This window comes from Neobacillus sp. DHD-1R, from assembly GCF_057747995.1.
The window spans coordinates 1,978,362-1,993,184 of the sequence record NZ_CM173232.1 but is presented as its reverse complement, the minus strand read 5'-3'; the positions used below and the strand labels follow the sequence as shown (position 1 = coordinate 1,993,184).

Genomic DNA, 14,823 nt, shown 5'->3' with positions numbered 1-14,823 from the left:
TCTAATCTTAAAAACCTTTAAATTCTGGTGCACGTTTTTCCAAGAATGCGTTCACACCCTCTTTAAGATCCTCACTAGATATCAGGTGGGCTTGGACCATACATTCTTGCTCTAAAAATGCTTCCCATGGGAGCTGCACCGAATGGTTCAACATTTTTTTCACATAGCGATTACTTAATGGCGGACCCTTCAAGAGTACCTGGGCAAATTCACTTGCTCCCTGAAGTAAATCACCTTCAACCACCTTATTGACAATCCCCCAACTCTTTGCCTCTTCTACTCCTAAAATCTTCCCGGAAACAATCCATTCCTTAGTTATAGTAGTTGGCACTCGTTCAGATAACAACTTTATTAAGCCTAAGTCCGGAATTACCCCAATATTCACAAAGCTCAACCCAAACTTTGCCGACGAGTCTGCGACGATAAAATCAGAAGCTAGCGCAAGGCTAAAACCTGCTCCCGCAGCATACCCATGAACAGCAGAAATCACATATTTATCCATATTCAATATCACGCGGGTAACATTAATCGCTTTCTCCATGTAAGAGGCAACTTCACTCTGTTTTGTAAATTGCTGAATGGTTTCTAAATCTCCTCCTGCGCAATAGGATTTCCCTTCACCCGATAAAAGGATTACCTTCACCTCAGGGTTTTTATCCAGGCTTAACAGCGCTTCTGTTAGTCCCTCTACTAAATCTGTAGATAGAGAATTCAACTTTTGAGGACGATTGAGAAAAATAGAACCGATACCGTCCGCAATTTTTACTAGGATAGGTTGAGACATAGGTATTTCCCCCCTTTTAAATTTATTTTCCCTGAAACTGTGGCTTTTCCTTCGCTAAGAATGCTCGCGCACCTTCCTTTTGATCGTCCGTGGAACAAAGGCTTTTAAATTCGACTGCCTCCAGCTCCAATGCTTCTTCAATCTGCAAATCCAATCCTCGGGTAATTGCTTTTTTGCCAGCTTTGATAGCCAGTGGCCCTTTTTTCTGCATCTTTGAAGCTAGAGAATGTGCACGTTTAAGGGCTTCTCCAGCTGGAACGAGAATTTCTACCAAACCAATTCGGTATGCTTCACTTGCATCGATGTTATCTCCGGTAAAAATAAGCTCCTTCGCCTTTCCAGCTCCTACTAATCTAGGTAAACGCTGCGTTCCTCCATAGCCTGGAATAATTCCTAAATTCACCTCAGGCTGTCCGAATACCGATTTTTCACCTGCAATTCGAATATCACACGCCATTGCCAGCTCACAGCCAGCACCAAGAGTGAATCCTTCAATCGCCGCTATCACTGGCACCTCCAAGTTTTCAATCTTATTAAAAGTCTGGTGTCCAATTTTCACTAGGTCATATCCTACTTCAGGAGTCATATTGATAAATTGTTTGATATCGGCTCCAGCAACAAAAGCTTTGTCACCGCCGCCACTAATAATCACAGTTTGAACAGCAGAATTCAGCTTCACGACGTCTAAAGTTTGATCCAGTTCTTCCATAATCTGAGCACTAAGCGCATTTAATGGCGGATTTTCTATTGTAATAACAGCCGTCTTATTTTCAACATTTAATTTTACAAATAGAGTCGTCAACATTTTTTTACCTCCCTCCTATTCTTGAAAAATAAACTCAATTAACTGAATAGCCCAGTATTGCCAAATTCCTCAATTTCCTCTTGAGAATAGCCGAGATTTTTCATCACCTCTTCTGTATTAGCCTTTGATAGAGGGATACCCGTGTGACAATACTGAGGAACAGACTCTGAAAACTTAATAGGATTGGCAATTTGTTTTACCTTTGTACCATAAGGACCAGGTACCTCAACGACCATACCTCGCTCATGAACGAGCGGTCCCTCTAATACTTCACCAAGGGTTAACACAGGTTCAACGCAGGCATCAACAACATTAAATAAATCCATCCACACATCAAGTGTTTTCGTCTTTAAAATCTCTCGAATCTCTTCTTTAATTTGAGCCAGATCCTTTGGCGCTACGCCTCCAGCAGCGAATTCAGGTCTGCCAATGGTTTGACAAAACGCCTTGAAAAATTGAGGCTCTACACCGCCAAAACTAAGGTATCTGCCATCCAACGTTTCGTAGTAATCGTATAGAGAGCCGCCATTAATAAGGTTTTCCTCCATACCAATGCCTTTTCCATTTACTAGATAGCTAGCACCCTGCATAAACGTATTAAAGGCAATCATTCCATCGGTCATGGAAACATCGATATGCTGACCATTCCCAGTTCGCTCACGATAAATAACTGCCGAAAGAATTCCAATAATGGCATTGTTGGACCCAGAAGCAATATCCGCAATTGCTACGCCCATCAATGGCGGCCCCGACTCTTTCTTTCCTGAATAAGAAGCGACACCTGAAATAGCTATGTAGTTAATGTCATGACCTGCACGATCTCTCATCGATCCTGTTTGACCGTATCCTGTTAACGAGCAATAGATTAATCGCCGATTTACTTTCCTAAGACTCTCGTAATCAAGGTTCAACTTCGCCATTACACCTGGGCGGAATTGTTCAATGATAATATCGTACTCGCCTAAAAGCTGGTGAATCACTTCTACTGCACGAGGATCCTTAAGATTGAGAGGCATAACCTTTTTGTTCCTGCTCAATTGTGCCGAAACGGCTGACATCTCTGTGCCAGGAAGAAAAGGTGGTAGAAAATCGACTACATCAGGTCTCGACCCCGATTTTATCCTTAATACCTCTGCTCCCATATCGGCTAAACACATGGTTGCGTATGGTCCCGGAACTAATGTACTGAAATCTAATATTTTTAAACCTTCTAATGCTCCAGCCATTTTTTTCTCCTTTCCATATTCATAGTATTTTTCTAAAATTTGTTCGAGCTATCACTGCTATTTCTTCTGGTAGTTTAAATGATAGTGGTTCTTGATGCAGGGCTTGGAAGAAGTTAGTATCACTCGTATTGAGATAACCGAGAGTAAGACGCGGCACAAGACGTACATGAATCGGCTGCTTCATTTGCGGATCTGGTGATAAATGCACCATTAAATTAAAACTAGCAAATCCCTGTTCATTTAAAGTTGCAAAAATAGAAAGTAAACCGTTCGAAAAATGGAGCCAATCTTGTTCCGTTAGATCATCTATCGAATAGGCTTCTGAAAAAACTGCTAAGAAGGCATTATGGCTTTTTGGTGCAAATGCATGAAGCCAAGCAATTTTTCCTTATTCACCGCTCCATCTTTCTCCTAGCTTTTTTTCAGTTTCACATAGTGTCGTGAAATATTCCTTACCCGTTTCACGTTCAAAAGTATGTGCCTTTTCTGCTGTAATACTTTGATAGTTTGTTGGAGAGTCTGAAACCATTACTTGAATATGAGGATGAATAATACTGCCTCCTGATAAAGGAAGATAGTTCCAGTTAATGGAAAAATTCTTTGCAATATTATCTGTGGCAGCTACACGTTGTATATAGGTTTGTGCAGCTAAAAAGGCGTTTTTTATCATTTCGGCTGTAAAATCTTCCAATCTCACATAATGTTGTCCAGAAAAAATAACGACACCATTATGTTTGCTGTAGGGGAATAAATTTGGAAATACAATGGCATTTCGAAAACTTCTTCGTTGTTCTGTTACTTCTCTATTAAATATTGGAGTCAGCTTTAGGATATTTTCGCTGCAAAACGGACAATTTTCCCCGCCTGTCTGCTCGGCAGCCTCTGTATAATCAGGTGGCTGAATTTTTACCCCTGTGTCAAATATTAGACGAGATGATTCACCAGTTAATGGATCAAAGCCGAATTTCCGTTTTTCGTTCAATGACATTACCTTGATTATCTTGAAAGCTGAATCATTCCACTTGTTTACGAAATTTCATTAACATGTGTGATCCCAGCTTACTTCGCAGGCAGCTGCGCTGCACCGTCTAGCATAATCGTTGTTCCATTTATATATGGATTCTCAACAATATGTCTAACCGTTGCTGCATATTCAGACGGATTCCCAAGCCTTTTTGGAAAAGGAATATGCTGGGTAACTTCTTGTTTAAATGATTCGGGCATTCCACTAGACATTTGCGTATCGAAAAGACCGGGTGAGATTGCCACAATCCGCATCCCATAATCGCCAATCTCGCGAGCAATCGGAAGAGTCATCCCAACTACTCCTGCTTTCGAGGCACTATATGCCGCCTGTCCTAGTTGACCGCCGAAGGCCGCTGCTGAAGCTGTATTCACAATAACTCCTCTTTCTCCATTTTCATCGGGTTCATTCTTCAACATCTCTTGGACTGCATATCGAACTACGTTCATCGTGCCGATTAGATTTACTTGGACTACCTTATTAAACTTATCCATTGGAAAAAGTCCCTTCTTGGAGTATACCTTTGCACCAAAAATAAGACCGGCACAATTGACTGCTACATGAATACCGCCAAAAGTGGTAGAGACTGTTTCCACTGCTTGTTTTACAGAAGTTTCATCACTTACATCTGTCTTGTAGAAAACAACTGATTCACCAAGTTCTCCTGCAAGATTCTCTCCTCGATCTTCATTCATATCTAGAATGCCGACCTTTGCACCTTGTTCCACAAACAGCCTCGTACAGGCCTCACCAAGACCCGAGGCACCACCGGTAACAATAAATACCCGATTTTTAATATTCATTCCTTCTCACCCTCCACTTAATAACCCTTAAATTCAGGTTTACGCTTTTCTGCAAAGGCTTTTAGTCCTTCTGCTAAGTCGTAAGACCGAACATGCTGGCGTAAATTAAGCATTTCATGCCGCAACGCCGCATCCTGTGTTTGATCCACCGAAGCGTTTGCCACTTCTTTCATTCGGCGGAGCACCAATGGACTTTTAGCGGCAAGCTTCTCAACAAAGTTTTCGACTTCCTCCACAAGCAGTTCATCAGCCACAACCTTATTAACCAAACCGAACATTTCCATCTCAGCAGCAGATAGAAAATCACCGCTAAATAAAAGATATTTTGCCCGATTTAGCCCGATTTTCTTTGGCAAAACCGCTGCACCACCTGCTCCTGGAAAAACTCCAAAGTTAGAATGTGCATCTCCGATTTTGGCACTTTCAGCGGCGTATACGATGTCACAGCACATGACAAGCTCCAGACCACCTGCTAGTGCAATACCATTGACAGCAGCAATCACGGGTTTTGGCATTTTTCGAAGAAGACCACAAACCTCATCAAACATATCTAGAAAGTCCTTCATACCAGGTTCAGAATTATCTAAAGATGAAAGGACATTTTTAAGATCCGCTCCAGCGCAGAACGCTGACCCTGTTCCAGTTAGGACAACAGCCTTGACACTGCTGTCAGATTCGCATTCTTTTAAAACGCTCTCCAACTCACTCAGCATAGTAGATGACACGGAATTCATATTCTTAGGACTGTCTAAAATAATCCAAGCGCCGGCACTGCGGCGCTCAAAACGAATACTTTCGTATTGCATGGCTTTCTCCTTTCTAAAAAAGCAATTATCCGTTTTGGTTTAATTGGTAATTTTGCACGGAACAACTAGCGCAATCTTTTGCAGGTGCACGAGATTTATCTAAGTCTTGTTCCTCTTCTACTTTTTTCCGCATCCCCGTAGCGAAGTCATTCGCAAATAATGCTGCCCCTAAAGCACCGACAATTTGGGGCTCATGGGGGATGAATATAGAAACACCTAACGTTTTTTCTAATGCATGAACCAATCCTATATTTTTTGCACCTCCACCTGTCATCATTACTGGCTGTTGCATTCCTACACGCCCAACTAAGCCTTTCATTCTTCCTGAAATTGCCTTATGCATACCAGAAAGAATATCTACTGTTGAGTGGCCTTCCGCAACTAAGGAAATGACTTCTGACTCAGCGAACGTTGTACACATGGAGCTGATTTTGATATCAGCGTCTGATTGCATCGACAAGGCACCAATTTCAGTCAATTCAACGTCCAGCGCTCTCGCAAGAACTTCTAGGAATTGACCCGTACCCGCAGCACATTTGTCGTTCATCGCAAAGTTTTTAACATTTCCTGAAGGATCGACCGCGATGACTTTGCTGTCCTGACCGCCAATGTCAATCACCGTTTTTACTTCGGGATACAGATAGTTGGCTCCCTTTGCGTGACAGCTTATTTCTGTAAGATTCTTACCTGCAATTTCTAACCTTTTCCTTCCATAACCCGTGCTTACGGTAAATGCAATATCATCAAGAACCAATCCTGCTTTTTCCAAGGCATCTTCAATCGCCATCATAACGGCTTTTTGACTTACAAAGCCCAATTGTTTTACGCTATGGGAAACAATTCGTTTATTTCCATCAATAATCACTGCTTTACCGGTTAAAGAACCACTATCTACACCCATTGTATAAAAGGAAGAACCATCACTTGTTGATGTCATTTAACTCTCTCCTCCATCATTCTAAGGGATTAACTCCCCCCAAATTCAACCACTTTAAAAATCTGTCCGGAACCTGTTTTCCCTAACAAATTCTGAATCTATTACCCTCGGCTTTTTTGTGCTTCAAGACTTTCAATCAGTGCTTCAATACGAGTGTTAACGAGTTCTTCCTTATAGAAGGAATCATCAACCATATCACCCTCAAAGGAAGTAGATTGAATACCCATCTTTTTATTTAAGTTTTCTGCTAACAAGAAATGAGAACGGGAGAAGGAACGACAAGTTCTTGCACCATGAAAGACAATACCATCGATGGAATAATCTTTAGATAATGTCATCATTCGCTCCTCAGTAATTGGGTAACCAAGGTTCAACTGACACTCAAGGTGATTGATCGCAATTCCCCTTAACGGATGTTCAGGGTCTATCGTATCTGGCTCATGCCAGAACGCCATATGCGTGTATCTACCCGCTACGACAGTCGCATCATAGCTGGCAAACTTATCGGCCATCCAGCCAAGCTTATTCCAATTCATAATTCCTTCCCAGAAAATACGATACTTTTCATTTGGAACAGCGCTGACTCCATTGTTGAGCCTCTCTTGAACCTCATCTTTAACAGCTTGCATCGCTTCCACCGTCCCTGGCCATGCTGTGAGATAATTGACCGGTGCAATTTGAATGGACCAATCAAAAAAGCTGGCAGGAGCTGGTTTCGCCTTACATAGTTCCATCGCTTCCATCCGAAGCTTCCCGACCTTCTTTGTGACACCCATTAACTCTTGGAATTTATCCCAGTTATATGGCTTGCCGCTTACAACCTCTAAGAACTTAATCAAATCTTCAAATTGCCTGACTACGTATTTAACATTTTCCTCAAATTCTTCGCCTTTCATATAGGTAGAGCCGTTACGTCCCATATGATACGGAATAACAACATTAAACCAAGGGATTTTTTTACCAAAAACACGCTCGATAGCCCAATCCCATTGCGGACCAGTTGAACAGCCCGGATAACAGGTAACAATCGCATCTGGTGCCGGAATTTCGGTTGCAATTGGACCTGGGTTCAAATCTTCCGGAACACCTAATTCAGCGAACATCGCACATCCCATTTGTGTTCTTGCGTATGAGCAGAGTTCACGATTAAAACCGCGGTTCTCAGCAAAGGTTTGCGGTTCTTTTTCCTCGTGTCTTGCCGCAACACGTGCACCGTAACCTTCTCCGTGGATCCACGCCATATCCTGTGCAGCCATGAACATCCCAATTGGGAGACCTGTTGTATAAACAACCTTTTTACCAGTCTTCTTGGCATTAATCAGATCCTCCCAATATTCATTAACAAGCTTGTTAACCAATTTACCAGACTTTAATCGATTCGCTCTTTTCGCTTCCTGTACTGCCATTTATCATCATTCCTCTCTTTTTAATTGCGTCAATTTTTTAAAATTTAAACAGCCATTTCAACAAAGGCTTCTAATCTAGTCTTAATGGTTTCGATAGAATCTAGTTCGTGTGAGATTTCTAGGAGTAGGTGAGGAATTCCAGCCGCTTGCATGGCGTCCTTGATATCTGGGTAGAAGAACATATGCGGTTCACAAAATTGTGCCATTACAATGATAAGTTGATCTGCTTTATACTTTTTCATCGAGTCAACTAAGTATTGAGGCCAGTCGGTTTTAGGATCACATCTAGTTGGACAAGGGACGTTTGTATTTTTATCAATATAATGTGCAGCGATTGCTGCCAGTGGTTCCCTATCCTCAGCAATATTGTCACTAATATACCTGTAGCCATGGAAAAGGTCATCCCCGACTACAATAGCACCTGATTGTTCAACAAGTTCCAATATCTCGTTTTTCGGTGCGCCGCAGAAACTTCCAGATAAGAAGACACGCACTCCTTCTTCCTTTATAGAATCCTTCTTACCATGAAGCTTCGGAATCAGGCTCTCTAGTATCTCGTTATGCTCTTCTTTCAGCATCACCATGCTTGATTTAATAATGGACAACATTTCACTCGAAGTAAGTAATGAAGGATGGATTGTTTTTAACTCGTAGATCTCCCTAATTAAGCTCCGGCTTTTGTTATAAATACGAATGCTTTTAAGGAGCGACTCATCACTAATCTCTTTACCTGTGAATCTTTCAGTATCTCGTTTTAATTCCTTTAATCCTTGAACGATATCTCCATGGGTCCATGGCTGGTTTCCAACAGGCAAGCGGAAAAACATATGGTTTACCTTCGGCAGAAGACTCCCAACTACTTCAGAACCGCCAACAGCTTGGATACAATAATCTCCACCAACGAATCCGTCTAAGAAATTTAATTCGCCCTTTGCTGCTTGATCGACAATACTGCGAGTCGGACCGCAGAAATAAGAAGGATAATACGCGTGCCCAGTAGTAATGGGTTCCTCCTTCACTTGAAGGACAATTGGTAAAACACCCGCTGCATGAAGTAACTCTTCTGGAAAATGCATAATGTAACAGCCAATAATTTTTGAGCCGGTTTCCATTTTCCATTCTTTTGCTCTCTCATAAGGGTCTGCTGCTATTTGTGCTAATTTATTCATAATTTCATCTGATGATAAATTTTGGTACATAAACGTGTTACCTCCTTTTTTATTAACAGAAAAGTTTCTTTTACCCTGCAAATGAAAGACCACCGTTGATGCTTAAAGTTTGACCTGTAATTCTGTCGGATTCGGGTGAGGCAAAGAAAAGGGCCGCCTCTGCAACATCCTCCGCATTAGGTAAACCAAGCTTGGCACGGTCCACTGCTTTTTGAAATACATGACTTGCCTCAGTAGCCATAACTGCCTCAAATCCTGGAGTATCTTGGATAACGGTTAAACATAGTGCATTCACACGAATCTGCCAGCGAGCGAACTCATTTGCCAATGCTTTATTCATAAGTACAAGACCTGCTGCTGCCGATCCTATTAATGATTCTCTTGGGGTAGCAATTCGTCCCGCGTCAGAGGTAATGATGACAATCTTTCCATAATTTTGCTCTCTCATATGGTCGAGCATGGCCCGTATCGCATAAAGTCTAGAGGATTGTTGGCTGTTTAAGCATCCATCATAGTCATTAGGGTCTAGTTCGTGAAAAAACCTCGCATACTGAACAGTGGCACCCCCATTGGCTATTAAAATATCAATTTTCCCCATCTCAGCAACGGCACGGTCTGCCATTTGTTTTACAGAATCATAGACAAACAAGTCACATTCTAAAAAGATGGCACGTCTGCCCAGTTCTTCAATTTCCGCTACAACCCGCATCCCTGCTTCATGATTTCTGCCGCTAACAACGACATCAGCTCCACTTTTTGCAAGCTTTAAAGCAGTTGCTTTTCCAATTCCATTCGTTCCACCTGTGACAAGGGCAACTTTACCATTAAGATTTGCAATCATATTTTTCTCCTTTTTTTAGAAAAGATTTAATATTCAGTCTTTAATGAATTTAAGAATGGAGAACACGTCCAATGGCCATAACCTCTGCTTCTTTCGTTCCTTCATAGATTTCAAGAATCTTGGCATCACGGTACCATTTTTGGACCTTGTATTCCCCCATATAACCGTAACCGCCATGAATTTCAATCGCAGCATTTGCACAGAAAACAGCCGTCTGACCACCTAAGTATTTTGCCATCGCCGAAAGTGTAAAATCAGGTTTTCCTGAATCGACAAGCCATGCCGCTTTATAGACGATATTTCGAAGTGCTTCTACTTTGACAGCCATCTCTGTTAATTTTGTCATTGTAGCCTGGTAGCTTCCAATCGGGTTGCCAAATGCATATCTTTCTTTTGAATATTTAACAGCTTCATCAAGGCATGCCTGCGAAATCCCCAATGCCTGAGCGGCAACCATCATTCGAGTAATATCAAAAAAGTGCATAAGCTGCGGAAATCCTTTTCCATCTGTTCCAACAAGATTAGCTTGAGGTACACGGACATTCTCGAATGAGATTTGTGCCGTATCACTTGCACGTATTCCTAATTTCCCATGAAGCTTACCTCTTGTGATTCCCTCACTATTGGCGTCTACAATAATTTGGGAGAAACGTTTATGCCTTTTCTCAACTGGTTGTGTAATCGCCTGAACTACCATAAAATCACTAACAGTACCATTAGTGATAAAGATTTTACTGCCATTGATGATGAAATCATCACCAGCACGTACTGCTCTAGTTTGGTAACCAGCTGCATCTGTACCGGCATTTGGCTCTGTAAAAGCACCTGATGATACCCACTCTCCTTTACAAACCTTTGGTAAATATTTTTGCTTCTGCTCCTCGGAGCCGTATAGGTAAATGGCTTCACATCCGAAGCTTGCCGTAATAATATTTGTACCAATTCCCATATCAACACGGGAGAGCTGTTCCGTTATAATAGCCTGACCTAATATCCCCATTCCGGCACCGCCGTACTCTTCAGGTATCCATGCTCCAACTAGCCCTAGGTCTGCTGCTTTTTTTACGATTTCAGGAGTATATTTCTCTTCTCTATCACATTCTGCTGAATGAGGAGCAATTTCATTCTCTGCAAATTTATAGGTCATATCCTTTAACATCGCCAATTCTTCGGTTAAATTGTAATCCACCGTTCTTATTCCTCCTCTAGAATCATAGTGTTCACGCTTTTTCTAATATATGAATGCACATCGCTGCTTCTTCAACTCCAATACTGCCGCCTCCGTTTTCAGCAAGACCGATTCTTGCTCCAATTACCTGCCTGTTTCCTGCTTCTCCTCGCAGCTGGGTGACAACTTCATAAATTTGTGCTAACCCCGAAGCTCCAATTGGATGCCCCCTGCTTTCAAGTCCACCACTTGTATTAATTGGGATTGATCCGCCAATAGTAGTGGCACCTGATTCTGCTAGTGCTCCTCCTTCACCCGGCGGGCAAAATCCCATTGCTTCACTTTGGTGTAGTTCTCCATAAGCAGTAGCATCATGTAACTCAGCTAAGTCGATATTCTTTGGACCAAGTCCAGCTTTTTCATAAGCCTCTTTGGCAAGTCTTTCACCGATATCCTCACCTTCAAGGTCTCTATCTGATCCTTGACCATGCACAGAGGCAAGAATTTTTACCGGACGTGATTTCTCTATTTTTTTCAAGAATCTCTCAGAACAAACGATAACTGCAGCTGCCCCGTCTCCAACTGGCGCGCACATACTGCGAGTCAAAGGATATGTAACAGGACTGTCATTCATAACTTCCTCTATACTCATTCGATTTTGATACTGTGCGTTTGGATTCAAAGAAGAGTGATAATGGTTTTTTGATGCGATGGCTGCTAGTTGTCTTTGAGTGGTACCATACTTACTCATGTGCCAACGGGTCATCATCGCATAAACATCCATAAAAACACTCCTTCCAGCACCAGGTGCTGATTCATCAGGAGGAAGTGCAACTTCTAGGTTCTTCCCGTATTCCAATAATGTATTGATTTGCTTATCAAAATTTTCTACATCCATACAACTAGAATAAGCGGATAACGATTTCGCTTTGTCTGGATTGGTCAACTTTTCAGAACCAACCGCAATGGCGACATCATACAATCCTGCTCGAATGCCAGTATACGCTAAATGCAGTGCAGTTGAAGCTCCCGCACAAGCATTTTCCACATTGGTTATTGGGATCCTGTCAATCCCCATTCCCCTGAAAACCACCTGACCACGAATGGAATGCTGTTTATCAAACATTCCCCAAAAAGTATTCGAGAAAAATCCAGCTTGTAAATCCTCTTTTCTTATTCCTGCATCCTCTAGGGATTGATGAATCACCTGCTCCGCCATGGTTCGAACTGTCTCTCCAGGATACTTGCCAAATTTGTTCATCCCAATCCCGATAATATAAACATTATTCATGTAATCCTTAACCTCCTGTTCCCTCTAACCAGGGTTAATCTTTTTTCTATTCGGGCATATGTAACTTTTACTCTAATATTCTAGTCTTCCAGTTTAATCACTGCCCGATAACAAAAGTCAGTTAAAGCCTCAGCAGCTATTTGTGTTTCTTTCTGACTATTAGGCTTGAGCATTAAATGTTGGCCATATCCTTCAAACATACTGGCAAGTGCCCGAATCGTGACATCAACATTTATTTTGTGGCAGTATCCCTTTTTTATGGAACCTTTAATATCACGTTCAATCCGTTTAAATAAGCTTTCACTTATTTCCAACCACTTATCTTTATAATGTTGTTCCACCATCATTACTTCTTTTAATGCCAGGAGTACCCCTCTGTTTTGATTGTAATAGTCTAGTATTTTCTGAGCTTCATTTTTCATCGTTTCATATAGGTTTATTGACAAGTTTTTGGACTGGACATCTTTGTCTACCTTTTCTATAAGTCCATCAACTAATCGGTCTAGGAGATCATTTTTATTTTTGAAGTAATGGTAAAAGGTTCCATACCCTACATTGGCTTTTGTCGTAATGTCCTTGACAGTCGCTTTCGTGTAACCGATTTCAGAAAATACTTCCATGGCACACTTCTTGATTAGATCCTGATTTAAAGTCTTGCGTTCTGGTTTTATTGTCTCCTTAGATTTTGCCAATTTCATATTCTTAACTCCTACTTTTCATAAATAACCCTTTATCAACATTGTAGTCACATATGACATTGATGTCAATAAAAACTGATAATTCAAAATATAAAAATTTTTATTGACTTATAGCTGTCAAAACTAGGTTCTTAGCAGAACCTTTATCAAATCAAAAAAGGTGTCCCGCTACCCGGAACACCTTACACCTTAAATTTGAGTCAAATTGGTACCTTGGTGAACTTCTCCATTTTTGACCATCTCTTGAAGCTTGAATTTTTGGATTTTCCCTGCTGCCGTCTTCGGAAACTCTTTCACGAAGTACCAATTTCTTGGTCTTTTAAAACCTGCCATATTAGCTTTACAGTACTCCGTAAGTTCAGTTTCGGTTGGCAGGTCTTCAAAGGAAGATGGAATGACAAGCGCATTGACTTGTTCTCCCCAATATTCATCCGGTATGCCAACTACTGCTATATCAGCAACTTTAGGGTGGTCCCGCAACAGTGATTCCACCTCACTCGGATATATATTTACACCTCCGCGAATGATCATATCCTTCAATCTACCTTTAATTTTAATAAATCCTCTCTCATCCATGGAACCAATATCTCCTGAATGTAGCCAGCCATCGTCTTTAAGTGTTGCAGCTGTCTGTTCCGGCATATTGTAATAGCCAATCATGGTTTGATATCCACGACAGCAGATTTCACCATCCATACCAAGTGGAAGTACTTTGCCTGTTGCAGGATCAGCAATCTTTACTTCAATATGCGGATATGGCTGCCCAATTGTTTCCGCCTGGTCCTCAGGGGAATCATCAAGATGCGTTTGGGTTGTTCCGCCGTGCATCTCCGTTTGTCCACAAACAATTGACATACCACAGCCTAGTTCATCCTTCACACGTCGAACTAAATAAGGTTCGACCTTTGAGGCACCAGAAAGCAGAGACTTCAAGGTTGAGAGATTGTATTTTTTACGATCAGGATAGTTTAAGATTGCTTCAACCATGGTTGGGACGAGAAGTGCAAATGAACCTCCTTCTTTTTCAATCAACTCAAGAAACAGTCCTGGGTCGAAGCTATTAACTAGTACAAGTGTACCCCGTTGTTGCAGGGTTCCTAGTACCGCAAACCCGCAGCCACCCATATGGACAAGCGGCATAACATTCACCCATACACCGCCTACTTCCATTCCTGCACGTTCTGCCATAAATTTAGTACTGTTGGTTATACCCTTATTGTGAAGGATTGCTCCCTTGGATTTACCAGTGGTACCTGATGTATACATGATTACAAAAGGATCTTCCGCCCTTACAATTGGAAAAATGGTTGATTGGCTGCCGCTATTCATGAATTCATCAAAATTTGAAAAACAAATCACTTTTCGCAATAACGGTAAGTTTTTACGGACATTTTTAACAGCCTCAAGCATGTTATAACCTCGGTATTCATCAACAAAGAAGATTCCCGCTGCTTCTGATTGACGTAAAAGGTATTCCAGTTCTTTCTCCTTTAATGCCGGGTTAACAGTTACTAATGTGACTCCTGCAATCGCACATCCATATTCAAGCAAAACCCATTCACTTTCATTTGGTGCCCAAACTGCAACATGCTCTCCCGGTTTAAATTTAGAAAGCAGGGCTGAAGCAACACGTTCAGAGTCAGCTAAAAGCTGAGTGTATGTCCATCTTCTGCGCCTTGCCGGATCCGCCACACCTTCTACTAAAGCAATCCGTTCAGGAACCTCCGCCGCAACTTCCCTTAATACCTGGGCAACCGTCCAGTTATGTAGCGGTTGTGATGTTTCGGCCGGCCAATAAGACTCCATTAATACAGTTGATTTATATACCTTGTTATTCGCCAAATTAATCTTCTCCTTTTGCATCC

General features: G+C 41.6%; 14 protein-coding genes. All 14 read right to left on the bottom strand.

The genetic code is table 11. The features are described from left to right. Positions 1–7: 7 nt before the first annotated feature. Positions 8–784: an enoyl-CoA hydratase/isomerase family protein gene (locus AC3ANL_RS09595; protein WP_488328982.1), complete on the bottom strand. Its 777-nt coding sequence runs from the start codon at positions 782–784 to the stop codon at positions 8–10. A gap of 22 nt (positions 785–806) precedes the next feature. After that, complete coding sequence (locus AC3ANL_RS09590) at positions 807–1,589, bottom strand: enoyl-CoA hydratase-related protein (RefSeq protein WP_488328981.1); 783 nt, start codon at positions 1,587–1,589, stop codon at positions 807–809. A gap of 38 nt (positions 1,590–1,627) precedes the next feature. Beyond that, positions 1,628–2,815: a CaiB/BaiF CoA transferase family protein gene (locus AC3ANL_RS09585; protein WP_488328980.1), complete on the bottom strand. Its 1,188-nt coding sequence runs from the start codon at positions 2,813–2,815 to the stop codon at positions 1,628–1,630. 388 nt (positions 2,816–3,203) lie between these two features. Then, positions 3,204–3,803, bottom strand: coding sequence for a hypothetical protein (locus AC3ANL_RS09580; protein WP_488328979.1), 600 nt, complete (start codon positions 3,801–3,803; stop codon positions 3,204–3,206). A gap of 71 nt (positions 3,804–3,874) precedes the next feature. Then, positions 3,875–4,642: an SDR family NAD(P)-dependent oxidoreductase gene (locus tag AC3ANL_RS09575; RefSeq protein WP_488328978.1), complete on the bottom strand. Its 768-nt coding sequence runs from the start codon at positions 4,640–4,642 to the stop codon at positions 3,875–3,877. 17 nt (positions 4,643–4,659) lie between these two features. Continuing rightward, positions 4,660–5,448, bottom strand: coding sequence for an enoyl-CoA hydratase/isomerase family protein (locus tag AC3ANL_RS09570; RefSeq protein ID WP_488328977.1), 789 nt, complete (start codon positions 5,446–5,448; stop codon positions 4,660–4,662). Between the two features lie 25 nt (positions 5,449–5,473). Further along, entirely contained in the window at positions 5,474–6,385 is a 912-nt protein-coding gene (locus AC3ANL_RS09565; RefSeq protein ID WP_488328976.1) for an acyl-CoA dehydratase activase, read from the bottom strand. Between the two features lie 101 nt (positions 6,386–6,486). After that, entirely contained in the window at positions 6,487–7,791 is a 1,305-nt protein-coding gene (locus tag AC3ANL_RS09560; RefSeq protein ID WP_488328975.1) for a 2-hydroxyacyl-CoA dehydratase subunit D, read from the bottom strand. A gap of 44 nt (positions 7,792–7,835) precedes the next feature. Next, entirely contained in the window at positions 7,836–8,990 is a 1,155-nt protein-coding gene (locus tag AC3ANL_RS09555; RefSeq protein WP_488328974.1) for a 2-hydroxyacyl-CoA dehydratase subunit D, read from the bottom strand. 40 nt (positions 8,991–9,030) lie between these two features. After that, on the bottom strand, positions 9,031–9,801 hold the full coding sequence (locus AC3ANL_RS09550) for an SDR family NAD(P)-dependent oxidoreductase (RefSeq protein ID WP_488328973.1): 771 nt from the start codon (positions 9,799–9,801) through the stop codon (positions 9,031–9,033). A 49-nt stretch (positions 9,802–9,850) separates the two neighbouring features. After that, positions 9,851–10,990, bottom strand: coding sequence for an acyl-CoA dehydrogenase family protein (locus tag AC3ANL_RS09545; RefSeq protein WP_488328972.1), 1,140 nt, complete (start codon positions 10,988–10,990; stop codon positions 9,851–9,853). A 31-nt stretch (positions 10,991–11,021) separates the two neighbouring features. Beyond that, positions 11,022–12,260 carry a thiolase family protein gene (locus AC3ANL_RS09540; RefSeq protein ID WP_488328971.1) on the bottom strand — a complete coding sequence of 413 codons (1,239 nt, stop codon included), beginning with the start codon at positions 12,258–12,260 and terminating at the stop codon, positions 11,022–11,024. An 80-nt stretch (positions 12,261–12,340) separates the two neighbouring features. Further along, positions 12,341–12,958 carry a TetR/AcrR family transcriptional regulator gene (locus AC3ANL_RS09535; protein WP_488328970.1) on the bottom strand — a complete coding sequence of 206 codons (618 nt, stop codon included), beginning with the start codon at positions 12,956–12,958 and terminating at the stop codon, positions 12,341–12,343. A 189-nt stretch (positions 12,959–13,147) separates the two neighbouring features. Continuing rightward, positions 13,148–14,800 (bottom strand): class I adenylate-forming enzyme family protein, encoded by a 1,653-nt coding sequence (locus AC3ANL_RS09530; RefSeq protein WP_488328969.1) that lies wholly within the window; start codon positions 14,798–14,800, stop codon positions 13,148–13,150. Positions 14,801–14,823: the final 23 nt, after the last annotated feature.